Here is a 23,858-nt window from a genome sequence, read left to right as displayed (position 1 = left end):
TTGAATCACAAGCGATTCATCCGATTCAAATTGTCTTCGGACCGACACTCAGGAAAGACATGCCATGGAGACTTGCTTTCTCGGCCGTTCGGGGCTCGAGGTCCCGGTCCTCAGCTTCGGCGCCGGCACATTCGGCGGCAGCGGTCCGCTTTTCAGCAATTGGGGCACGAGCGATGCAATCGAGGCGCGTCGCCTCGTCGACATTTGCCTCGAGGCCGGCGTCAACCTGTTCGACACGGCCGACGTCTATTCCAATGGCGCTTCCGAGGAAGTGCTCGGCGCCGCGATCAAGGGCCGACGCGACGCCGTGCTGATCTCTACCAAGATCGGCCTGCCAATCGGCGACGGGCCCAACGACGCCGGCACGTCGCGGCTTCGCCTGATCCGCTCCGTCGAAGCGGCGCTGACGCGGCTCGGCGCCGACTACATCGACCTCCTACAACTCCATGCCTTTGATGCCGGAACGCCGGTCGAGGAAGTGCTGGCGACGCTCGATGCGCTCGTTCGCTCCGGCAAGGTTCGCTATGTCGGCGTGTCGAATTTCGCGGGTTGGCAGATCATGAAATCGCTGGCCGTCGCCGATGCCCACGGTTGGCCGCGCTATGTCGCCAATCAGGTCTATTATTCGCTCGTCGGCCGCGACTACGAATGGGACCTGATGCCGCTGGGGGCCGACCAGGGCCTCGGAGCCCTCGTCTGGAGCCCGCTCGGTTGGGGACGGCTGACCGGCAAGATCCGGCGTGGCGCGCCGTTGCCGGCGGAGAGCCGGCTGCACGAAACGGCCCAGTTCGGACCGCCGGTCGACGAGGAACGCCTCTATCGCGTCATCGACGTGCTCGACGAGCTGGCCAACGAGACCGGCAAGGCCGTGCCGCAGATCGCGCTCAATTGGCTGATCCAGCGTCCGACGGTTTCGTCGATCATCGTCGGCGCGCGGACCGAAGCCCAGCTCCGGCAGAATTTGGGGGCCGTCGGCTGGACGCTGGCGCCCGACCAGATCGCGCGGCTCGACGCGGCGAGCGCCGTCATGCCGCCCTACCCCCATTTTCCCTATCGGATCCAGGAGGGCTTCGCGCGACGCAATCCGCCAATCACGGGATAGAGAATGCATTACCAAACGCACGGAAATCAGCGGTGTTTGCGTAGCCATGGCGCAGGGTGTCGCGCCATAGAGAGCAATCGGCAGGGTGGCGGGCCGTGTCCGACGAAGATGAAAACTACGTCTGCACGATAGTCCTATGATGCCGCTTGGCTTCGTCCGTCCGCCGCGTTCAGCCATCCAGGGAGGCCAGCACGAAATCGGCACGCGCCGCCGTAGTGCTCTTCGGCAGGTGCAACACCTCATACTCCAGTGCCGGATAGGTCTCCATGAGGCGGCGATACTCCACCACCGCCGCATCGAACCCGTGCTTGCGATCCGTATCAGTCACATAGATGTCGGGCCAAGGCGGCGCCATGAACATGCGGCGATGATAGCGATGCGTCATACACAACGGACGCAGGACCGGTTCTCAGGTCAAAGCTTCCAATGCTGATGCCGCGTCGACAAGGCCGCGATCGAAGAACACCCAGCCCTTATGCTCCACCGCCGCCACGTGGTCCGCCAACGCTATGTCGATCGCGCGACGCAGAAACATTGCGAGATCGCCCCACGGCAATGCGCTGCCACCGCTGGCCGTTTCCTCGGCGATGATGCGGCGACCGGGTTCTTCCACGACGACATGGCCGCGAGCTCTACATCGAGGGTCGCGATTGAACTCAGAGATGCTCCATCAGCAAATCTTAACTCCCGTATCCCTTTCGAAAGCCGCTCAGAATCAACATAGCTTCTAGTTTTCTGGAACCACGCTGCAACCTGATCGATCACTGCTCTTGAGCCAGCTTCCGGGTTGAGGATGAAACTATTTGCATACACAAGCATGTAGGTTCTCCAGCGGACTTCGTTTATACATACTTACATCGCGTGGGAGCCGTCTGGAGCCTCGCACTAGGGTGCGCTCCTGGCGCATCTTGGACGGCATCACCCGTGAAAAACGTGGCGAGATTATCCATTCTGCGTTGGAAGCCCTGTAATTTAAAGCCTCGGATCGATCGGCTCGCTCTCCAGCGCGAGGATCGCGAAGACGCATTCATGGGTCTTGCGCAGGGGCGCGCCGGCGGTAAAGCGCGTCAGGGCTTCATGACCGAGCGCAAATTCGCGAAGGGCGTTGGTCCTTTTGCTGCCGAGCCCGCGTTGGCGCAGGCGTTCGAGATGTTCCGGCAGGTCATATTCCGGGCCGTAGATGATGCGCAGATATTCCGGGCCACGCACTTTCAGCGCCGGCTGGATCGGCCCCTTGGCGCCGCGCGCGATGAAATCTCGCGGCTTCACGACCATACCTTCGCCGCCCGCTTCCGTCAGCTCCTCCCACCAGCGCGTCGCCTTCTCGCAAGCCGAGGCGTCCTCCAGAGCGAGTCGGAGCCAGCGAGTCGTCGCCACATTCTGCGCGCCGGTCGCCGCCAATGTTTCGGCGATCGACATGTGCCAGAGATGGTCCTTGTCGAAATGCGTCGCGCCTGCGCTCGCCAGCAGATGGAATGGGGCGACATGCAGATCGTCGAGCGAGCGAACCGGCCAGACATAGGGCTTCCAGGCCTCGCCATAGCGCGCGGCTTTTTCGGCGCGGATCGCGAGCCGATCGCGCAGCGCCTCTACAGAAACGCCGCGAGCGGCGGCGCGCGCGGCGGCGTCATGGGCGAGCGCGAGACCGGCGTGGCTCGCGGCGGCGACCGGCGCATATTGCTGCTCGATCAGCGCCGAGGCCTTGGCGGACCAGGGCATGATTTCCGTATCGAACAGGAGCCAGTCGGTCGCGAGCGTCTCCCAGAGGCGGGCGCTGTCGCAAGCGGCGCGTAGCCGCGCGAGCAGCGCCTCGCATTCGGCGGCGTCCGCGAAGAAGGCGCGGCCCGAGCGCGTCCAGATCTGGCCGCTCTCGCCGGAGAGGACGCCGAAACGCCGGCGCGCGACGTCGGCGTCGCGGCAGAGCGCAACGACGGCGCGCGAGCCCATGTGCTTTTCCTCGAGCACGACTTCCTTTTGGCCGCGCTCGCGGAAGAAAGCGAACGCCTCCTCCGGGCGCTCGAGAAAGCCGTCGCGCGCGCTCGTCTCCACCGGCGACATGGTCGGCGGGAGATAGACGAGCCATTGCGGCGCGAGGGCGAAACGGCTCATCGCTTCGAGCGCCGCAGCGGAATTCTCCTCGGCGATGGGAATGCGCCGCAGCAGCGTGGTGTCGATCCATCGCCGTCCCGACACATCGGCATGATCGAGAAGCCGATCCGCCTCGGCCTGCAAGGCGGTCTCCGGCGCGGCGACGAGCGGGCGCGCCGGCTCGCAATAGACGCGCGCCGCCGGGACCTCGACGAACTCCCGCTCCGGCCAGCGCAGCGCCGTGAGCTTGCCGCCAAAGACGCAGCCCGTGTCGACGCAGATGGTGTTGTTGACCCATTCCGCATCCGGCGTCGGCGTATGGCCATAGACGATGGCCGAACGGCCGCGGTAGTTCGCCGCCCAATCGAGCCGCACCGGCAAGCCGAACTCATCCGTTTCGCCCGTCGTCTCGCCGAACAGAGCGAACTCGCGGACAGCGGGCGAGCCGCGACCGATCATTTCCTCCTTCAGCCCAGCATGGGCGACGGCGAGCTTGCCGCCGTCGAGCCAATAATGACTGCGGAGATCCGCGAGGAAAGTCTTCACGCGCTCCCGGAACTCGCCCGGCTCCTCGGCGAGCTGATCGATCGATTCCTGAAGCCCATGGCCGACCGTGACCTTTCGGCCTTCGAGCCAGCGCGACAATTTGCGGTCATGATTGCCCTGCACGACATAGGCGACGCCTGCCTCCTGAGCCGCCATCGCGATGCGCAATACGCCCGGAACATCCGGGCCGCGATCGACGAGATCGCCGACGAAGACCAGCTTGCGGCCATGCGGGGCCGAAACGGCGACGGCCTCGCCTTCACCCTCGACGACATAGCCGAGCGATTCGAGCAGCCGCCGCAATTCGTCGAGGCAGCCATGCACGTCGCCGATCACATCGAAGGGGCCGGTATCGTCGCGCTTGTCGGTCCACATGGGGCGGCGCTCGACGACCGCCGCCTCGATCGCCGCGACCGAGGACAGCTTCCAGATCTGCCGAAAGCCCTCATTGGCGAGCCCGCGCAGGCCGCGATGAATCTCCTGAATCATGCGCTGCGGAACGCCGGGTCCGAAATCGCGATCCAGCCGCGCCTTGTTGCGCTCGATGCAGACATCGAGGCCCGGATCGACGACGATCGCCACGGGCAGCGCGTGCCAGCGGCGCGCGAGCTCGACCCAGGATTTGCGATCAGCGGCGCGCACATTGGTCGCGTCGATCACCGCGAGGCGGCGGTTCTTCAGGCGCTTCTCGGCGATGGCGGCAACGAGCGCGAAAGCGTCGGCGGAGGCCGATTGGTCGGTCTCGTCGTCGCAGACGAGACCGCGGCAATGATCCGAGGAGATCACCTCCGTCGGCTTGAACCAGCGCGAGGCGAAGCTCGTTTTGCCCGCGCCCGTCGCGCCGATCAGCACGACGAGGCAGAAGTCGGGAATGTCCAGGAGGGTCGGGAGAGGCGCATTCATCTCGAGAACACCGCAACCTGTGTGACGGGGCCGAGCTCCGGATGCTCCTCGCCTATGCCGGAAAAGGCGACCGAATAGCCGTGGCTCTTGGCGCCCAATCGTGAAATTGCGCGCGGGTCCATTCGAAGCGATGGTCGGGATGGCGGAAGGCGCCGGCGGGCAGAGAATCGAACAAAGCGTTATATTCGGCGTTCGGCGTCGTCACGATCACGGTCTTCGGATGCGCTGCGCCGAAGACGATCTCGACCAAAGTCGGCAGACGGTCGGCGTCGAGATGCTCGATCACCTCGACGAGGGCGACGGCGTCGGCATCGGCCCAGCGCGCGTCGCGATAGGTGAGCGCGCCATGCAGCAGACTCACGCGCTCCATCGAAGGGCCTCCGGCGCGATCGAGCTTCAAGCGCTCCTTGGCGCGCTCCAACGCGCGGGTCGAAGCGTCGAGGCCGATCACACGTTCGAAGCCGCGCTCCTTGACCAGACGTTGCAGCAGCCGGCCTTCTCCGCAGCCGAGATCGGCGACGCTGCGCGCGCCCGCCTCTTTCAACAGGCCGACGACGGCGTCGAGCCGCCGATCGTGCAGACGCAGCGGCGCCTCGAGCGCCTCCTCGCGGGGCGGCGCCTTTTCGTCCTCCAGACCCTCCTCAGCCTCGGTGTCCGGCGCGAGACGCGCGAGGGCGGCGCGCGCGAGGCTGCGGCGGTTCTTCAAAAAACGCCGCGCGATCGTCTCGCGCTCGGGGTGCCTGGCGAGCCAGGCGCCGCCTTTGGCGACGAGCTTCTCCACCTCGTCGTCGCCGACCCAATAATGCTTGTCGGCGTCCATCGCCGGGATCAGCACATAGAGATGGCCGAGCGCATCGGCGAGGCGCAGCGTCCCCGCGAGCCGCAGCTCGACATAGCGCGAAGGGGCGTCCGCCCCCTCGATGCGGCGCGCGTCCACGGTCCAGCCCAGCGGTGCGAAAAGGCGCTCCAGCAAATCGCCGTCGCGCGGCGCGGGCAGAGGCGCGACGACGATCTCGAGCGGGATCGCCGTCGCTGCCAGCTCCGGCCGCTCGCGCGAGACGCCGGTCATCGCCGTGCGGAACGCCTTGTTGAGCGCGACGGAGAGGAAGGACGACGCCGCATAGGGACGGTCGTTGACATATTGATCCGCGACCCCTTCGGCGCCGCCGCGGCCGCGCACGAGTGCGACCGGATCGAGGTCGAGGATCAGCGCCGCCTCGCAGCGTTCCGCCTCGGCCTGCGGGAAAAACACGGTTCCGCGTCCGAAGGACAGCTCGACGTCATGAGCGCGATCGGGATGCTTCATCAGCAGAAAGCCGAGATCGGTGGCCGGCGCATGCGTGGTGGCGATGGACAAATACATGACGGATATCGAGCTTGCTCGGCAATGTGTTCGGCGCGGAAGCCTATAGCAGGCGAGCTTCGACTTGTCTCGGCCGAGGGCGGCGAACGAGAGGCGGAGATCGACGCCGCTGACCTGCTGACCACCACGCCGATGGTCCGCGGTCTTGCGTCCAGGCGCCACCATGATGTATCAGTGTCACCGTTGGACGGCGGTGTTGCCGGATAGGGTTTTCCGGTAGAATCACGATGTTACGCGCCTATTGGTAGCGAGTCCCTCCTCCGCTACCACTCGCCGTAACGCCGAAACAATCCTATCCGTACAATGTTTTAGCCGTCCGCTGGTAGTCGGCTCTACGTGGCCCTTGCGCGTCGGGTTCTGGTGCGAACGGCGTGAGCAGGGCATAATCCTTCCGAGGGCGGAACCGAACGCCGGGGTTATGGGCGATGCTGAGCGCGAACGATCTTTTCAATGGGTCATCGTTCTCTGCGTGCGCTGATATCTGCGATACAAGCTCAGCTTCCGAGATCTCGTGGAAACGATGCGGAGCGCAGCTTGTCGTTGGCCCATACGACCATCATGCGCTGGGTTCAGCGCTACGTTCCGGAGGTCGAAAAGCGGTGGAACCGTTTCGCGCCGGGCTGGCGGATCGTGGCGCGTCGATGAGACCTGCGCCAAAATCAAAGGGCCACCCATCGCGTAGTTATCGGCAAAAATTGCACCGCAACCGGCTTGCTCACCGAAAAATGCTCGCACCGGCATGATCGCTAAATTTTCAAGGTCGAAGCGGACTCTTGGGCAATGCGCGGTCTGTTTCCGTTACGGCTGTGGATGTCTGCCCTGTCCAGACCAACTGTAGAATAGTGTCCCACTTTGCGGCCCAGGCTTCGAGACGCTGAACATATCGTGATTTGTCCAGATTTCGCGCGAGATTATATTTGTTCCAGTCATTGTCCAGCCATGCGACCTTTGTCGATGGCGTGATCCCCTCGACCTCGGGATTGAAAAAGAATTTCGCGATCAGCAGGCGCTCGTGGCTCGCATAGCGGAACATGGCTCCGAGCATTGTGCTCGGCACAGTGACGCGCCTTTCGTCGAGGTCGCCGAAAGCGGCGCGCAACAAAGTGTTTGGCTGCTGCGACGAGGATTCCTGCGCGTCGGTGATGAGCAAGTCGACATAATAGCATCGCTGATCGCCAAAATCCTCGTTGCGGACGAGCTTGGTGAAGATGACGTCGCTCCTCTCGCAATTGGCGTCGGCGCGAAATCCGGTCGGGCTCGGCGTCGTCTCGTCGTTTCCGATTAGCAGCACCAGCCCGCGCAGCTTCCCTTCCGACTCGTTCGCCAGCGCCTTCACATCGATGGTGACGTGATTTGTGTCTGTGCCCGGCAGGGAGGCGACGACGCGCCATGTTCCTGCCGGGAGCGGGATGACGCGGCCGTTGAAAGAAATTTCGCGCTCGAGAACATCGCCATATTTCACGGTGGAAATGGGCGGCTCCGGTTCCGTCGCCGGCGTGGCGCCGGAGCTCGGCGAGACATAAGCGCTCGGAGTCATTGGCGATCCGCTCGAACCCGCCCGAAGACTCGTGAAGCTCGGCGGATAGGCGAGAGTGAGTGCGGAGGCGCAGATCGCGATGATCAACGCTGTCCGCCACGCGGGCGCGGTTCGCCAGAGGTGTTGGAAGCCCGACATGATTTCCTGTTCTCTGCGGGGGAGCCGCCTCAGTGTTTCGATCGTCGGACGCGAGGATGGAGCCTGGCCCAGGGCGCGGATGCGTCGTCGAGCCTTCGCTCGAAAGCCGCTTGGACGAAACCGTGCCAGCTTTTGATCCATGTCCGCAAAGAGGCGTAGACGGCCTTTTGCCGTGGGCCGAGCGGCCCTCGGCTCGGCAGCCATTTCGACTTGTCGTTCGCCTCCGCCTCGGGCAGCTCTTCCGAGAGCCGGGTCGAGGGGAAGCCGTACATCAGGACCGCCGTGCGATCACGGTCGCCGATCTCGAACACTGGGTTCAAAATTAGTTCGGGCGCAGAGACCCCGCGCGCGCGCAGCTCCGCCTCGATCGCCTCATATCCGCGGAAGGCTCGCCGAATTCCTGCGCCGTCGTCGATGTGTATCTCCCAGCAGTCCTGAATGGCGCCGAGCTCGAAGCGCTCGCGTTCGCTGAAAAAGCCGGAAGCGTGCGCGCAGGTGTTTCGAACCTTTTCGACCGGTAAAGCCAAATCGGGCCGCGCATAGGCGATGCTGACAACGCCTTCGAGCTTGCCCTTCGACAGCTGCGCCAGAACGATCTCGTCCGCGACAATCGAGTCGTCGATGGATTGCGGAACCGCCGCCAGCAGAGTCCAGGCGCCGCGCGGCAGAGGCCAGCGGTTGCCGCCGAGCGGCACGCTGCCGATGTAGGTTTCGCCGATCCGCGGATTGGCGACCGGACGAAATCTTTCGCTTTTGAGATCGAAGTTCCGCCATTTCGCGGGGAGCGGCCCGTTATCGAGCTCTCCGCTCAGTCCGGCGCGCACCGCCTCCGCCCAGCGGCGCGTCCACCAGCGCCACTTCTCGACGAAGGGCGTCCATTCGATGGGAACAGCTCCCGCTCGGTAAGATTTGGGCGCTGGTAGTCCGGCGCGCTCTGGCGAAAATCCGACGAAGACGTAGAGGCTGATGAGCTTGTCGGAAAACGCGAAAAAGGAGCCGATGAGCTGTGGCGGCACGTTCGTCACCCCGCGGGCGACCAGCTCCCGATATAATGGAAAGCGGGCGTCCTCCGGCGAAATCTCGGTCGGATTGATGACCGCGCAATATTCGTCGGGGCCACGATAAGATGCGAGGTCGATCGAGCGCTTCTGCGCGCACAAGCTCTCTTCTTGCGGATCGAGAAAACGAGCTTCGATCTGGATCACGCCCTCGAGCGCATGATCGGCGATGCGTACGAGTGTGACTTGATCGATCGCGGTGGCGTCGTCTGAATCGACCTGCGGATTGCGCAGCACGGCTTTCCACTTCCCCGGCGGCAACGGCACGAGAAAGGGGCCGATCGGCGCGACGTCCGAGAACACTTCGCCCGCCCGGATTCCCAGGTCAGGCAGCATGGGAATGTCGCTCCTCGGATTTCGGAGGCGGGGCAGCCGCAGGGGCGCAGCCGTCGGTTCCGCAGCGCTCGCGGCCGGGCCGGCCAATCCGTCTCTCACCCTATGGTCCCAGTGAATGGCCCATTCTCGCAGCATCAGCATGATGCTGAGCCTCAGCCCTTCGAATGCGTCGTTCGAGCGTGGTCCTCCAGGCCAGAGCGCGGGCGGAATTTCTTTTCCGTCGCGAGCGCCCGAATAGAGCCGCTCTGTCCGCAGCCACACGAACGTATGGGCTATGACGCCATTTCGCTTGGTGACGGACGAGACGGCCGGCAGCAATCCGATCGTCTCTTCAGACGGAATTTTGAGCCGAATGACATCGGAGACCGGATCGGGCGGCAAATTCGTCCGATCGATTGTCCCGAGCTTCCAGCAGCTATAGTCGCTTTCTGCGTCTCGTATCGCTTTCTCGCCTTGATACGGGGCCTTCGGCGGATCGCATTCCCCCGAGGCGCTCGCATCGGAGCCGGGTCGATCGCCGACTTCGCCGACGGCGAACATGACGAGCGCTTCGAATTTGCGCCGCTCGTCATATCGGGCGAGCGCGACGCGGAAGGCGCGGACGCCGTTGGGATTCAGCTTCGGCACATAAGCCAGAAGCTCCCAGCTTCCTTCCGGCAGGGGCCAATCGCGGTCGCCGAAGCGAATGGCGCCGACATAGACATCGCCTTCTTTCGGAGGCGATGGGGCGCTCCTCGCGGGCGCCGGCCCGAGAAGGACCACGACGAGCGCTGCTAAGAGCGTCGAGAGAAACGGACGTCTCATGCGGGTTCGACCACCACTCTGCCGCCGTCATTGACGAGCATGACGCGCTGCGCATTGCGCTGCTTCGCCTCGATCAGAGAATCGCTGATCGTGTCTTCTATCGCGCGCGCCAGATCGCGCGACGATGCGGCCGCGCCGAGGCGCTCGTGCCGCTGCATGATATCGAAGAGCAGATGCGCATCTATGCCGCCATCGGCGACCGAAAGGCCATAGCCGGCGATCATCGCCTCGATCTCGAGCGCGGCCACTCGCGCGACATCGAGCCCTCGAAGCGGCGCGAACACGAAAATCCGATCGATCCGATTGAGAACCTCGGGCGCGAAGCTTTCAGCTTTCAGCGCCTCCACCGAGGCGCGGCGGATCTCGTCGGGCGCGCCGGCGCCGGCCTTGGCGATCTTCGTCAGCTGCTCCGTCGCCGCATTGGTCGTCACGATGAAAATCGCACGCGTCGTCGAGATCTGGCGTCCGTCCGACGCCTCGGTCACGAAACCGTCGTTCCATGCGGTGAGGAATTTCTTGTGAACCTCGTCATGCGCTTTCTCGAACTCGTCGAGCAGAACGACGACTTCCGGGTGGTTGCGCAGCATCGCCGTCAACTTTCCATAGCTGTCGGAGCCGGCGTAGCCTTGCGGCGAGCCGAATATTTGGGTCGACGCCAGAGGCGAGGAGAATTGCGTCATGTCCAGATGGAGCAGCGGCCGATCCAACGCCACCGCGAGACATTTTCCGAGATAGGTCTTGCCTGTTCCAGGCGAGCCCGCGAACAAGAAAACGCCGACCGGCCTGTTCCGCAGGCTCAGCGCCAGACGGCGACGAATTTGCGCGGCGATGTCGTCGCACACCTCGTCCTGCCCGATGACCTTCGCTTTCAGCCGCTGTCTCAGATCATTGGCGTCGATCAGCACCGATATTCGGCTTTCGCCGGCCACGAGGCGCTCCAGCGCGTTTTTGTTGGTGAGGCGGTCGAGAATATCCATGATCCACCTGTGGGATAGAAAGCGAGGCCACGCCCTCCCGGCGTGGAGCAGTCCGGCGACAACTGCGGCCCAGGCCATTGTCGCTACAGCAAAATAGAACCAGGAGCCGCGTGTGAGGAACGCATTGGCGGATTGCGTGGTGACGCCGGACTGAATCGCCAATTGGAGGGTGGACAAAATCCATAGGGGCAGCAACAGCAATGGCGCGTAACGCGTGAGCGCGGAGAGGAGCCGCTGCATGGCGCTATTCCAAAATCACCGGGATTGAAATTTGCTGCCCAACGCTCAGCACGGCGAGAGGCGCGGCTCCGTCCGGCCCGACGAGACCGACGGTGACTCCGCCGCCGCCGCCATCGACGACGCCGATGACCGTCGCCACCCCGTCGGAGGGAAAGGGGATCGCTACGGCGACCGGCTGCTTGGCGAGCCGGATCATTCGAGAAAATCCACCGCTTTGAATTTCGATTACATCGCCGTCCTCGGCGTCGGAATCGTAGAAGACGATCCAGACCAGCTTCGCCTGTCGCGAGGCGATATCCGCTTCCAGGCTCTCTTGCGCCTGCGACGAAAGCGCCATTTCGAGCATCGCCGCTTTCATCTCCCTCGGTTCGACCGAACGTAAGGCGACGGGCGGCCGGGCCTCGACGATAGACGCGCGACGCGCGATTTCCGCCGGAGAAATCCGATCCTCCGAGGAGCCGGTTATCTGCGCCGCGCCGATCAGTGCGGCCGTCGTGGCGGCGACGATTATCGGAATAGTCGGAAGCTTCGGCGCCGGCTTCGGCGTCGACTTGCAATCGGGGCGCGGAAAGCTGTCCATATCTACATGAACCAAGAAGATTATCAGGATGGTGATGAAGTATGATAACATATCGTCGATACGCTTGCGACCGGAATCGCTCGACGTTTGGGGTCGAGCGCGGCGCGCTCAAATCTCGCCGACGATATCGCTCGCGACTTCGGCGATCAAAGACCGCAGCCAGCGATGGGCGGGGTCGTGGCGGTAGCGCATGTGCCACGCCATCTCGACCGGGAAGGTTCCGAGATCGACGGGCGCCGGCAGCACCTTGAGCCGTCGGTCGTCGGCGAGGCGGCGGCAGATCAGGCGCGGCAAGGTCGCGCAATAATCGGTGACCGCCACCATCTCCGCGACCGCGAAGAAATTCGTCACTGAAATGGCGACGTCGCGCCGCAGCTCCTGTCGCGCCAGCGCCTGAAACAGCCCCACGCGCAGGCGGCCGGGCGGAACCACATTGACGTGGCGCAGCGCCTCGAACTGCTTCCTCGTGATCTTGTCGCCGATTTCGGGGTGGTCCGCCCGCACCACGCAGGCCAGGCTCTCCTCCATCAGATGCTGCACGACGAGATTGTCCGGCGGGTCGACGATACGGCCGAGAACCATCGCCGTGGCGCCGGAAACGACTCCGGTCTCGGCGAGGTCATTGCCATAGGGCGTGAGACGCAAAGTGACTCCCGGCGCGATCCGCCCGAGCCGCGCGACGATCGCCGGCGCCAGCACATATTCGACATAGCTGTTGGGTGCGATGGTGAAGAGACGCTCGGCCTTCGCCGGATCGAAATCCTGCTGGCCCAGCACGGCGTCGTCGAGCTTCGTCAGCGCATCGGCGACCACCGGAGCGAGCTCCAGAGCGATCGGGGTCGGCTGCACGCCGTAGCGCCCGCGGATGAAAAGCTGATCTTGCAGCATCGCCCGTAGCCGCGCCAAGGCATTGGACATGGCCGGCTGGGTCATGCCGAGCCGCTCCGCCGCGCGAGTGACGCTGCGCTCCTCCATCAGGGCGACGAAGATGGGCAGCAGGTTCAGATCATAGCGCATCAGTTATAATCCCATACCTATATCTAGAATAAAAGAAATAAAGCTGCAGAATGATAGGCGCAGGCGCATGTTGGCGGCGTCCAAGGGGACGTGAGCCAATGGAGGCTGCAATGACCAAGGGGAAAGTGCTGGCGATCGGCTCCAACGCCACACGGATCGAGGTCCAGGGCGGCGGCTGGGGCGCGACCGGTCAATATCTCAACGAAACCGTCATCCCCGCCATGGCGCTGATCGACGCCGGCTATGAGATCGTCCTCGCCACGCCCGACGGAACCAAGCCGCATATCGACGCAACGTCGGACACGGCCGCGCATTTCGACAGCGACGAGGCCGCCTATCGGCGCGCGAAAAGCTTCTACGCCGAGCATCCCGCGATGAACGCGCCACGCAAGCTGCGCGAGGTCATCGCGGAAGGCCTCGACCTTTATGTCGGCGTCTTCGTTCCCGGCGGACACGCGCCGATCACAGACCTCATGCAGGATCGCGAAATGGGCGAAGTCCTTCGCCATTTCCACGAAAGCGCCAAGCCCACCGCCCTACTCTGCCACGGCCCGATTGCGGTGGTCGCGGCGATGCCGCACGCTCGCGAATTCCGCGCGGCGCTGATCGCCGGCGCCGTCGAGATCGCCAGGAAATGGGCCGAGGGCTGGCAATATGCCGGCTATAGGATGACCGTCTTCTCAGCGAGCGAGGAGACGGTCGCCGAGAACCAAATCCTCCATGCGAAGCTCTATTTCGACATGCCCTTCGCGCTGACGGCGGCAGGCGGCGAGGTTTCCGTCGGCGCGGTCGACTTCGCGCCGCATGTCGTCATCGACCGCGAGCTCATCACCGGACAGAACCCGCGCTCCGATCATCCGATCGCCGCGGCCCTCATCGCGGCGTTGGATCGCTCGCTCGCGCCGACATGAGCAAATGAAATGAGAACGCGCATGACTGGCGGGGCGCTGCGCATGCGCGTCGCGCTCCTCGCGACAGTCGAAGGACAGACAGCAATGACTGTGAAAATCATCGCTCTGCTCACCGCCAGACCCGACAAGCAAGAGGCGCTCGAAGCGCTGCTCGCCGGCATGATCGCGCCGAGCCGCGCAGAGCCGGGCAATCTGCGCTACGATCTATGGCGCGACCAGGCCGACCCCACGCGCTTCGTGCTCGACGAGCTCTACACGAACAGCGAAGCAGTTGCGGCGCATCGCGAGACGCCCCATTTCCACGCCTATCTCGCGGCGATCAATGATCTCGCCGAACGGACGGCCTTGTCGCTCGACCCCGTCCAGGTGGGCTGACCGTCCAATCATCATCTCCGGCGGTGCGAGAAGGCCGGAACCGTCGACCACGTCTCCGGCGGAAGCCGAACACGCGCGACAAAAGAGGATTTGCATCATGAGCGAAGGCATCGAAGGCAAGGTCGTGCTCATCACCGGCGGCGGCGTCGGACTCGGCGCCGAGACCGCGCGCCATCTCGCCGCGCGCGGCGCCCGCATCGCCGTCGCAGCGCGCCGCAAGGACAAGCTCGATGAGGTCGTAGCCGAGATCACGAAAGCGGGCGGAGAGGCGCGCGCCTATCCTTTGGATGTGACCGACAAGCATCAGGTCAAGGCGGTCGTCGATGCGGCGGTCGCCGATTTCGGCCGCCTCGACGTCATCGTCAACAATGCCGGGCTGATGCCGATCCGTCCCATGATCGAAGTGAACACCGAGGAATGGGACGCGATGATCGACGTCAATCTGAAGGGCGTGCTCTATGGAATCGCCGCCGCTCTGCCGATCTTCGTCGCGCAGGACAGCGGCCATATCATCAACATCAGCTCCGTCGCCGGCACAAAGGTCTTCGCGCCGGGTGGCACGGTCTATTCGGGCACGAAATTCGCCGTGCGCGCGATCTCCGAGGGGCTCCGGCAAGAAATCGGCGGCAAGATCCGCGTCACCTCGATCGAGCCGGGCGCCGTCGACAGCGACCTCAAATATTCGACGACGAGCGGCGCCCGCGCGACTGTAATGGATTTTTACAAGATCGCTATTCCGGCCGCTTCCGTCGCGCGCGCCATCGCTTTCGCGATCGAGCAGCCCGCCGATGTAGACATCAATGAAATCGTGCTGCGCCCGACTACGCAGGAATTCTGATCGACCAGGGTCCGGCGGCAGGCCGGAAGGCCGCCGCCGGAGGAGCCAAAGGATGGAAACGGTGAGCATACAGAAGCTTCTGCCAAGCAAGCTCGGCTTCGGCGCCGCCCCGCTCGGCAATATGTTTCGCGACATTCCAGAGGAGGAGGCGCGCGCGACTGTGGAGGCCGCCTGGAACGACGGCGTCCGCTATTTCGACACGGCGCCCTTCTATGGCGCCGGCCTCGCGGAACTCCGCTTGGGCGAGGCCTTGGCGGGCAAGCCGCGCGAGGATTACGTCATCAGCACCAAGGTGGGCCGCGTCATCCTCGACGAGGTCGAGGACATCGGCGCCCGCGATCTCGGCGAGACGAGCGGTGTCTTCGCTCATGGCCGTCCGAACCGCATCGTCAATGATTATTCGGAGAGCGCGACGCTGCGCTCGCTGGAAGACAGCCTGAAGCGCATGAGGACAGACCATATCGACTTCGTCTTCGTCCATGACGTGGCGCAGGACTTCTATGGCGACGAGTGGCTGGCCATGTTCGAGAGCGCGCGCCTCGGAGCCTTTCGCGCACTCGACCGGCTGCGCGAGGAGGGCGTGATCGCGGGATGGGGCCTCGGCGTCAACCGCGTCGAGCCGATCGAGATCGTGATGGAGCTCGACGAGCCGCGTCCCGACATATTTCTGCTCGCCGGCCGCTACACGCTGCTCGACCATGAAAAGGCGCTTCAGCGCGTGATGCCGATGGCGGCGGAACGCGGTCTGCGCATCGTCGTGGGCGGACCCTATAGCTCGGGCGCGCTGGTGGGCGGACCCAATTTCGAATATGCGCCGGCGACGCCGGCCATTCTCGACAAGGTCGCGCGGATCAAAGCGATCGCCGACGAGCATGGAGTCGGCATGAAGGCGGCCGGGCTGCAATTCTCGCTCGCGCATCCGGCGGTCGCGGCGGCGATACCCGGCGCGAGCCGTCCGAGCCGCATTGCAGAGGATCGCGCCGCCATGGATGAGATCATTCCGGCAGAGTTTTGGCGCCGTCTGCGCGACGCCGGCCTCATCCACCCTGCCGCGCCCACTCCTGTCGCACGGTGACAGGGCTCGCCGGCTCGATCCGAGCGGGCCATTCGCGCCATTCGCCGCCGCAACCATTTCGCGGCCGAGCCGACCGATTACGCACGCCTCAAAGATAGCCGCGGCGGATCACGGATTCCGTCGCGGCGCCGGAGTGCTACAAATGCGCGTGACACCACTCGGCCAGCATCGCCGGACGTGATGCGACGCCAATGACTTGCGCATTCTGGCGCCCGGGGGCGGTATCCCCCCGCCCCAGCCAGAATTCCACAAATTACTGGAATCACTAGAAAATCGCCTTAGCTGGGGCGAGTTTCCACATCCCTTGTGACACATGGCTTCACAGCTTCGCTCTTCAGCGAATCTCCCGGCGCACTGGCGTAGGTCTGGACGAGCGTTCGGCGTCGGCTCGCTCGTTTTCTGTTCCGCTCGGCCGGCCGAGGCCTCCGGCTCGGGCGTGCAGATGCGCGCCGCGCCGAGCGCGACCATCTCCTCGCAACAGACCGCTTGCAGGATTTTCGCTGTCCCGCTCTGACGGCTCGGCGGCGCCAGCCGCTGCACCGGCGCCAGGAAAGTCGGCCTGCTTTGCTGTGCTTTGACGGAATGCTGTCGATCGAGCCGCGCCGTTCGATCCATGTGGCGATTCTGCAACAGGCGATGCGCATTCGCCTGGCGTCTGGTCCTCCGCCCTTGACTCGGCGCAGGATCCAGAGGTTCCGTGAGCAGCATGGACAAGTCCGCGCCTTGGACGAAGAGGGGCGCCCGCATTTTGATTGCGGGACTATTGGCGTGGGTCCTCGTCATTCAAGGCCTGACAGCCGCGGCGTCGGCGCGCTGGAACGTCGTGGACGGCGGCGCCGTCTCGGCGGATTTCGTTCGCTGCGCGGCCGACAGCGACGCTGGCGACCATCGACATTCGCCCGTGCGGCACATTTCCTGTTCCTGCTGCATCCCATGCCGCTCCGGCCAATTCGGCGTCCTCGGCGATAGTGCCGCGGCGACGCCGGACAGCATGAGACCATCATTTCCGATCGCCGGCGCCATTTCCACCTATTTCCTCCTGATCGGAGAACCGGCGTCGCCCCTCGGCTGGATCACCTCTTGGTCACAGCGCGCGCCGCCTCGGCTCGCATAGCCTTTTTGCTTCGCCGCCAGCGGCGCGCAGACGCATTGCCCCGATCGGGGGCGGCGGAGCCTGCCCGAGACTCTCCCTCGCTCCTGCCGGAGCCCCTCATGCTCGACGACAAAAAGTCGCTTCTGCGCGCGCTGTTCTTGCGTAACCGGCGCGAGTTGCTCGGCTATCTCACGCGGAAAGTCGGGGCCGACAATGCTGCGGATCTCCTCCAGGAGACCTTTCTCAGGGCGCTGCGCCATGAGAGCTTGGAGACCGTCCTCGATCCGCCGGCCTTCCTCCAGCGGATCGCCGCCAATCTCAGCCTGGATTTCGCCCGCCGGCGCAGGACCGAGACGCGCTATCTCGAATATGTCGATTATTTCGTCGACGCCCCGTCCGACGCGGCCACGCCCGACGAGATTCTCGAATACAAGAAGAAATCGCAGAGGCTCGACGCGGCGATCCGAGCACTGCCGCCCCGCTGCCGCGACGTGTTCCTCATGGCCGTGTTCGAGGACATCCCCATGAGCGAGGTGGCGCGCCGGCTCGGCATTTCGGACAGAATGGCGCGCAAGCATATGGCCAGCGCCATCCGGCTGTGCCGCGCCGCTCTGGATTGAGACGAAATTTTCGCGGGCGAGGTTCCGTTTTGTCCGCCTTCGCCGTCGGAATAGACGATAGCCCTCGGCCGCCTCTGGGACTTCGAAATGCGCCAAGACCCGAAAGACTCCGATGAAGACCCCGCCCGCGAGGCCGCCATCGCCTGGTGGGTCGCGCGCCGATCCGGCCCGCTGCCGCCGTCGGAAGAGGTCGCCTTTCAGGCGTGGCTCGCGCGCGATCCGGCGCATCGCGCGGCCTTCGCCGATATTTCCGGCATGGTCCGACATGTGCGGAGCATGGAGCCCGCGCTCTACGCGCACGTGCGTGTCCCTGCGGTCCGGCGCTATGAGCGACCGGCGGCCGCCCTCGCCGCCGCCGCCGCATTCGCCTTGCTTCTGGGCTTCGACGATCTTTCGATCGCCCTGCGCGCCGATCGCTCCACGGGCGTCGGCGAGATCCGCTCTATCGTCCTGGACGACGGCTCCAAGGCGCATCTCGACGCGCGCTCGGCGATCACGCTGCGATATGCGGCGGGCGAGAGGCGCGTGGTCCTGCTGCGTGGCGAGGCCTTGTTCGAGGTCGCGCCGAACCCGGCCCGTCCTTTCGTGGTGGAAGCGGCCGAGGGGACCGTCACGGCGCTGGGCACGGCTTTCGACGTGGCGCTGATCGGCGATGGCGCGCGCGTCACGGTGACGGAGCATAGGGTGGAGGTCCGCAGCGGCGGCGGGAATGTCGTCGTCGAGGAGGGGCGGCAGTCCTCCTATGACCGCGACAGGCCGGCGGCCGCGCCTGTATCCCAGGACGTGGACGCTGCGACGGCGTGGCGGCGCGGCAAGCTGATCGTCGAGGATCAGCCTCTGGGCGAAGTGCTGGCCGTGCTCGGCCGTCATCGCCACGGCTATGTTTTTTGCCTGCGCGCATCAGATTGCGCGCGCCGCGTCACCGGCGTGTTCGGCGCCGACGATCCGATGCGTACGCTCAGGGAGATGGAGCAGGCGCTCGGGCTCCGCGCCACATTTCTCACGGATTATGTGATCGTCCTGCACGAGTGAGGGCCACGGGGCCTTTCGCGGGGAAGAAAATTTTCGAGAGCCGGTTCCGGTTTCCATTTCGAGCGCGTCGGATAGACGGGGACAGCAATGAGCCCCATCACTGCTCGAAGGGAAACGAAGATGGCGGCGAGGGCGAGAGGGCGAAACAAGGACGCGCGTATGAGTTCGACAGTCGCGGCGGCGGCGCTCGGCGCACTCACGATCGGGACGGGCCAGCCAGCGCCCGCGCGGGCGGCGATTCCTCCGGATTTGCCGATCTATATCTCGCGCGACTACAGCATTTCGCCGGGGTCCCTCGGCTCCGCGCTCAACAGCTTCGCCGACAAGAGCGGGCTCCACATTCTCTATGACGCGCATGTCACGCGCCGCATGTCGTCGCCGGGACTTCGAGGCTCTTTTTCCGTCAAGGACGGGCTGGATCGCTTGCTCGAGGGCACCCGCCTCTCCTATCGCTTCTCCGACGATGGCGAGAGCGTGTCGATCCTGCTGGCGCAGGCGGACAATGGCGTGCGCAACGACGCTGGGGCGGAACAGCTGCCGCCGATCGACGTCGGCGCCGAAGGCAAGGACAAGCCCGGCGCGCGCGAGGCGGGAGGCGCGCCGCAGGGGCCGGGCGACCGATTCACCGGCTATAGAGCGGACACGGCGACCTCTGCGCTGAAGATGGATGCGCCGATCTTCAAGACGCCTGTCTCGGTGCAGGTCGTGACCCGCCAGACGATGGACGATCAGCAGGCGATCAGATTGATCGATACGGTGCTGACGAATTCGAGCGGCGTGCGGCCCAACCCGAGCTATGTCGAACAGTATAAGGTTCGCGGATTCACGACCTACCCCTATCGCAACGGATTGCAGCAATATTCGCAATACTTCCTCGACACCGCCAATGTGCAATCCATCGAGGTGCTGAAAGGCCCGGCCGCGATATTGTACGGCCGTGTCGAGCCCGGCGGCATCATCGACATAGTGACGAAACGTCCGCTCGAGGCGCCCTATTATTCTGTCCAGGAGCAAATCGGCTCCTATGGCCTCACGCGAACGACCGTCGACGCGACGGGGCCGGTGACATCCGACAAATCCGTGCTCTATCGCGTCAATGCGGCCTATCTTCACGCAGATTCGTTCCGCGATTTCGTCAGCGAGAGGAATGTCTTCGTCGCTCCGACCGTCTCGTGGCGCCCGATCGATCAATTCAAGATCAACATCGACTTCGAATATCTGCACAGAACCGCCGTCGACGATTTCGCTCTTTTTCCGGCGGTCGGCGGAACGCTGGCGCAGATTCCGCTGACGCGATATCTGCAACAGCCGGGGATACTCCAGAGCACGCCCGATCGCTTCGAGCGAAAGATGATCGCCTATGATTGGGAGTATCGCTTCGACTCCGATTGGAGCATCGCCAATCGACTGGCGTATACGAATTCGAACGCCAGAATCATGGACACCTATTCGACATCGTTCAACGCCGCGACCGGAAATTTGACCACAGCGCTCTACACCTCGCCGGGGTTCAATCAACAGATGCTGACGACGAACGTCGACATAAAGGGGAATGTCTCGACCGGACCGCTGCGGCATTCGTTGCTATTCGGCTATGATCATTTCAGTTATACATGGCCTATGGTGAATGTGTTCAACTCGAACACGCAAACGATAAATATATACAATCCGATCTATGTCGCGCTGCAAAATCCCTTCGCTTACGGGCCGTCCTGGGTTTTCCAGAGACAGAAATGGGACGGCGTCTATGGGCAGGACATGATTTCGGCCTTCGACGACCGCGTGCATCTGCTTCTCGGCGGACGGTTCGACTGGTCGCGCACGGGCTCGAGCACGAAATATGCGACCCCCGACATCGCCCGAGCCAGCTTCGCGGACCGCTACGACCATGGCTTCAGCCCGCGTATCGGCTTGAGCGTCCAGCCCCTGCCCTGGTTGAGCCTCTATGGCAATTTCACCCGATCGCTCGGGGCGAACAATGGTCAAACGGGCGTCGGGCAAGTTCTCCCGCCTCAGAAGGGCGAGCAGTTCGAAGGCGGCGTGAAGGTCGAGTTGCTCGACAAGCGCATCTCCGCCACCGCCGCCTATTTCGACATCGTCAAAACCAATATTCCGCAGCCAGACCCGGCCAACTCGAACAATTCGCTGCTGATCGGCAAGGTGCGCAGCCGCGGCGTCGAATTCGACGTCACGGGGCGCGTGGACGACAATTGGAGCGTTCTCGCCAATTACACGCATGACGACGTTCGCATCATGCAGGGCGTCCTCAACCCGAACTATCTGACCGCGATCGCCACGCAGCAATCCATCAAAGGCAATGCGCTACCTGGGAATCCGCGCAATTACGGCAATCTATGGGTGAAATACGACGCCGACGGACCATTGAGAGGTTTGAGCGTCGCCGGCGGCGTGACCGGCGTCGCCGACCAATTCGGCGACAATGCGAACTCCTACACGCTACCGACATACTTTCTGCTGAACGGGATGATTTCCTACCAATTCGCATATGAAGGCTACACATTCACCGCGCAGCTGAACGCCCGGAATCTAACCGACACGCGATATTTCATCTCGGCCGCCAACAGGACCACGGTCATGATCGGACAACCACAGAGCTTCATCGGGTCGCTGCGCGTGGAGTTCTGAGCCGTCCAAGCCGCATGGCTCCAGCGGGGCGCCGCGCCGCTCGATCACGGCCTCGCGACGCCACGGCTCGGACTGCCGAGCGACCGATTTATTCGACGCCCGCGACGCCTTCGGTCTCATGCGCCAGATCGAAGTCGCCGCCGGCGCCGATCCGGCGATCTTCGCCGCGTCGGCGCGCATATATCCGCCTCGCCCCCTTCATGGCGCCGGGAAGGAATGCTCATACCCTCTGGCTGTCCGATTTCACCTATATCTCGACTTGGCGAGACTTCATCTATGTGGCTTTCGTGATCGCCGCCCTCGCCCGGCGGATTGTCGGCCGGCGCGCCTCGCGCACGGCGCATGCGGCCTTCATGCTCGACGCGCTCGAGCAGGCGCTGCATGATCGTCGTCTCCCCTCGTCGCCATCCTCGACCGCCAAAGCGTGAAGAGCGCTGCATCCCCTCCTTCTGCCGACTGACGCAAGGCCTGCTCGAGCAAGTCATGATTAACGAGCTGTTCGGGCTGCTGGAGGGAAATGCGCATGTTCGTCAAAGGCGGGAGTCGTGCAGATCGAAAGGGCGTCGCAGCTGCAACGCTCATAGCCGCGTTGGGCGCCCCCGTCTCGAGTCTCGCCGATACGGCCCGTGAGATCAAAGCTTTGAAAGCGGAGCTGAAACGCCTCGAGACCAAGCTCGACGCCCAGTCCCGAGCAAATCGAGCGGCGACGGAGCGCCACGATCCGACGAAGTCCGCTCCGGCCGCGGCAGTCCCGCCACCCGTCTTCGTCAGCTTCAAGAACGGCCTCTATGTCGAGAGCGAGGACAAGAGCTTCGATTTCAAGGTCGGCGGACGCATCCATACGGACGGCGGCTTCGCCAGCTCGGCGGACACGATAAGGCGCAGCAATGTCGGCTTCCGCCGCGCCGAGCTCGAAGTGACCGGACGCGCCTATGGCAATTGGATCTATCGTTTCCAATATGATTTCGCCACCGCCGCCGGAGGCGTCGCCGGCATTCGCGACGCCTATCTCGCCTATCGCGCCAAATTCCTGCCCGAGTGGATCAGCGCCCAGCCGGTTTCCATCCAGATCGGCAATTTCCACGAGCCTTTCGGCCGGGAAACGCTCGATTCCGACAAGCACATCACCTTCCTCGAACGCAGCCTGACGGCCAATCTCGGTCCCGCACGCCACATTGGCGCAGCCGTCGGCGTCGGCGATGCGAGCTGGGCGCTCAAGGGCGGCATTTTCTCCACAAGCCCGCAGGACACGGCGAGCGCCCCGCCCACCGGAAACGCGCAATATTGGGACGCTTCGGCGCGCGCCGTCTATGCGCCCATTCACGAGGAGGATGCGCTGCTCCACCTCGGCGGATCCTTCGTCTATCATCGCCCCAATGGGACGACCGCAGCCACCGACGCCACCAATCTGACGCCCGGCGCCTCCGGCTTCGAGCGCGAGCTCACCGGAATTCTCGGCGCGGGCGGGGCGACGGTCCGAGTGCCCGCGGCGCAGGATCTCTCCTGCGCGGCCTCGGCGGCGACGCTCAATGTCGCGACGACCGGCGCCGGCCAGCTGGTCGCGCCTTTCGTGCAGCGGCCGAGCTGCCTGAAATATTCCTACAATTACGGCTTCGAAGCCGCCGCCGCCTATGGTCCGGTCTCTGTCGAGGCGGAATATGTCGGCGCTCAATATCAGCGCGACGCCACGCTCGCCTTCCTCTACGCAAATGGCGGCGGCGCGCAGCTGCATTACAGCGCCTATCATGTCGCTGCATCTTTGTTCCTCACCGGGGAATCGCGCGCCGCCTCCTACGAGGGCTATGACAAAAATTGGAGCACGCCCGGCACTTTCGCCGATGTGAAGATCAAGGACCCTCTGAACAAAGGCGGCTATGGCGCCGTCGAGGTCGCCGCGCGCTATGAGGGGATCAATCTGAACAATGGCGGGCTCGTCCCGGCGAGCTTCGTCTATCTGGCGACAGCCGCGGGTTCCGCTGCGCAAAAAGCCGTCGCCAATACGGCGACGCTCGGCGGCCGGCAGGAGAATCTCACCGTGGCTCTGAACTGGTACCCGGTGCGCGGCGTGCGCCTACAGGCGAATTGGACGCGCGCAATGACGCTGATCGCACCCGCCGATCGCGCATTTCTCAACGGCGATCATCCGAGCCTGTTCCTAGCGCGGGCGCAAGTTTTTTGGTGAAGCAGAGCGCAGCTTCGGGTCGATAAGAACTCGCTTCCAATGAAGGAATGAGCCTAACGAACGGCCCGATCGCCGCTCGCCAGAGTCGGCCTTGTCGTCAGGCCAGAGGCTCCTCGCCGGCGATGGTCGTGCGCGTCATCAGCCGACCGCTCTCAGCGTCATAGGGCGTGACGCGATGCATGGTTCCGGCATTGTCCCAGATGAGAAGATCGCCGACGCTCCATTCGTGCCGATAGACGAATCTCGGCGATATCGCCCATTGCGTGAGCTCGGCGAGAAGCGCGCCGCCTACATCCGGCGCCAGGCCTTCGATATGCGACGCCGTGCATCCGAGCACGAGCGACTTGCGTCCTGATTTATGCGTCCACACCAGCGGATGATCGTGCCCCTTGGAGAG

At 64.0% G+C, this 23,858-nt stretch carries 18 protein-coding genes and 3 pseudogenes; 11 read left to right on the top strand and 10 right to left on the bottom strand.

Annotated features, from left to right (window positions below; translation table 11 throughout):
- Positions 1-64: 64 nt before the first annotated feature.
- Positions 65-1,102 carry an aldo/keto reductase gene (locus tag A1351_RS20055; protein WP_024879298.1) on the top strand — a complete coding sequence of 346 codons (1,038 nt, stop codon included), beginning with the start codon at positions 65-67 and terminating at the stop codon, positions 1,100-1,102.
- 169 nt (positions 1,103-1,271) lie between these two features.
- Here A1351_RS20055 and A1351_RS20050 read toward each other — a convergent pair.
- From A1351_RS20050 to A1351_RS20040, 3 genes and pseudogenes are all read right to left on the bottom strand, one after another.
- A pseudogene (locus A1351_RS20050) lies at positions 1,272-1,733 on the bottom strand (AAA family ATPase); the annotation flags it as partial.
- A 341-nt stretch (positions 1,734-2,074) separates the two neighbouring features.
- Positions 2,075-4,639 carry a polynucleotide kinase-phosphatase gene (locus A1351_RS20045; protein ID WP_064033762.1) on the bottom strand — a complete coding sequence of 855 codons (2,565 nt, stop codon included), beginning with the start codon at positions 4,637-4,639 and terminating at the stop codon, positions 2,075-2,077.
- Between the two features lie 52 nt (positions 4,640-4,691).
- A complete protein-coding gene (locus tag A1351_RS20040; protein ID WP_245291692.1) occupies positions 4,692-6,002 on the bottom strand; it encodes a 3' terminal RNA ribose 2'-O-methyltransferase Hen1 in 1,311 nt (436 codons plus the stop codon).
- A 481-nt stretch (positions 6,003-6,483) separates the two neighbouring features.
- Between A1351_RS20040 and A1351_RS26295 the strand changes: the two are divergent.
- Positions 6,484-6,669, top strand: a pseudogene (locus A1351_RS26295) (IS6 family transposase); the annotation flags it as partial.
- Positions 6,670-6,756: 87 nt separating this feature from the next.
- Here A1351_RS26295 and A1351_RS20035 read toward each other — a convergent pair.
- The 5 genes from A1351_RS20035 to A1351_RS20015 all read right to left on the bottom strand — a co-directional run bounded on the left by A1351_RS20035 (position 6,757) and on the right by A1351_RS20015 (position 12,689).
- Entirely contained in the window at positions 6,757-7,539 is a 783-nt protein-coding gene (locus A1351_RS20035) for a hypothetical protein (protein WP_036308732.1), read from the bottom strand.
- A 167-nt stretch (positions 7,540-7,706) separates the two neighbouring features.
- A complete protein-coding gene (locus A1351_RS20030; RefSeq protein ID WP_064033761.1) occupies positions 7,707-9,875 on the bottom strand; it encodes a hypothetical protein in 2,169 nt (722 codons plus the stop codon).
- On the bottom strand, positions 9,872-11,092 hold the full coding sequence (locus A1351_RS20025; RefSeq protein WP_024879293.1) for an AAA family ATPase: 1,221 nt from the start codon (positions 11,090-11,092) through the stop codon (positions 9,872-9,874). The genes A1351_RS20030 and A1351_RS20025 overlap by 4 nt, the downstream gene beginning before the upstream one ends.
- Positions 11,093-11,096: 4 nt before the next feature.
- Positions 11,097-11,450, bottom strand: a complete 354-nt coding sequence (locus A1351_RS24940) for a hypothetical protein (protein WP_157096405.1) — start codon at positions 11,448-11,450, stop codon at positions 11,097-11,099.
- A gap of 330 nt (positions 11,451-11,780) precedes the next feature.
- On the bottom strand, positions 11,781-12,689 hold the full coding sequence (locus tag A1351_RS20015) for a LysR family transcriptional regulator (protein ID WP_024879291.1): 909 nt from the start codon (positions 12,687-12,689) through the stop codon (positions 11,781-11,783).
- 110 nt (positions 12,690-12,799) lie between these two features.
- On the opposite strand from A1351_RS20015, the gene A1351_RS20010 reads away from it, so the two are divergent.
- From A1351_RS20010 to A1351_RS19995, 4 genes are all read left to right on the top strand, one after another.
- Positions 12,800-13,600 (top strand): type 1 glutamine amidotransferase domain-containing protein, encoded by an 801-nt coding sequence (locus A1351_RS20010; protein WP_024879290.1) that lies wholly within the window; start codon positions 12,800-12,802, stop codon positions 13,598-13,600.
- Positions 13,601-13,684: 84 nt separating this feature from the next.
- Positions 13,685-13,975, top strand: coding sequence for a putative quinol monooxygenase (locus A1351_RS20005; RefSeq protein ID WP_026598061.1), 291 nt, complete (start codon positions 13,685-13,687; stop codon positions 13,973-13,975).
- Between the two features lie 97 nt (positions 13,976-14,072).
- Complete coding sequence (locus A1351_RS20000) at positions 14,073-14,813, top strand: SDR family oxidoreductase (RefSeq protein ID WP_024879288.1); 741 nt, start codon at positions 14,073-14,075, stop codon at positions 14,811-14,813.
- A 52-nt stretch (positions 14,814-14,865) separates the two neighbouring features.
- On the top strand, positions 14,866-15,888 hold the full coding sequence (locus tag A1351_RS19995) for an aldo/keto reductase (protein ID WP_371441513.1): 1,023 nt from the start codon (positions 14,866-14,868) through the stop codon (positions 15,886-15,888).
- 783 nt (positions 15,889-16,671) lie between these two features.
- Here the strand turns inward: A1351_RS19995 and A1351_RS24935 are convergent.
- Positions 16,672-16,911 carry a hypothetical protein gene (locus A1351_RS24935; RefSeq protein ID WP_157096403.1) on the bottom strand — a complete coding sequence of 80 codons (240 nt, stop codon included), beginning with the start codon at positions 16,909-16,911 and terminating at the stop codon, positions 16,672-16,674.
- 189 nt (positions 16,912-17,100) lie between these two features.
- Here A1351_RS24935 and A1351_RS19985 point away from each other — a divergent pair, with 189 nt between their 5' ends.
- The 5 genes and pseudogenes from A1351_RS19985 (at position 17,101) to A1351_RS19965 (ending at position 23,461) form a co-directional block, all read left to right on the top strand.
- On the top strand, positions 17,101-17,601 hold the full coding sequence (locus A1351_RS19985) for an RNA polymerase sigma factor (protein ID WP_064033758.1): 501 nt from the start codon (positions 17,101-17,103) through the stop codon (positions 17,599-17,601).
- An 87-nt stretch (positions 17,602-17,688) separates the two neighbouring features.
- Positions 17,689-18,633, top strand: coding sequence for a FecR family protein (locus A1351_RS19980; RefSeq protein ID WP_064033757.1), 945 nt, complete (start codon positions 17,689-17,691; stop codon positions 18,631-18,633).
- Positions 18,634-18,792: 159 nt separating this feature from the next.
- Positions 18,793-21,279 (top strand): TonB-dependent receptor, encoded by a 2,487-nt coding sequence (locus A1351_RS19975; protein WP_064033756.1) that lies wholly within the window; start codon positions 18,793-18,795, stop codon positions 21,277-21,279.
- A gap of 197 nt (positions 21,280-21,476) precedes the next feature.
- Positions 21,477-21,671, top strand: a pseudogene (locus A1351_RS19970) (IS3 family transposase); the annotation flags it as partial.
- Positions 21,672-21,802: 131 nt separating this feature from the next.
- Positions 21,803-23,461, top strand: coding sequence for an OprO/OprP family phosphate-selective porin (locus tag A1351_RS19965; protein ID WP_083967430.1), 1,659 nt, complete (start codon positions 21,803-21,805; stop codon positions 23,459-23,461).
- Between the two features lie 97 nt (positions 23,462-23,558).
- Here the strand turns inward: A1351_RS19965 and A1351_RS19960 are convergent.
- Positions 23,559-23,858, bottom strand: a 300-nt coding sequence (locus A1351_RS19960) for a TauD/TfdA family dioxygenase (protein ID WP_198162457.1), incomplete at its 5' end; no start/stop codon positions are given.

This window comes from Methylosinus sp. R-45379 (genome assembly GCF_001644125.1).
GTDB lineage: Bacteria > Pseudomonadota > Alphaproteobacteria > Rhizobiales > Beijerinckiaceae > Methylosinus.
This window is presented reverse-complemented; position numbering and strand designations above follow the sequence as displayed.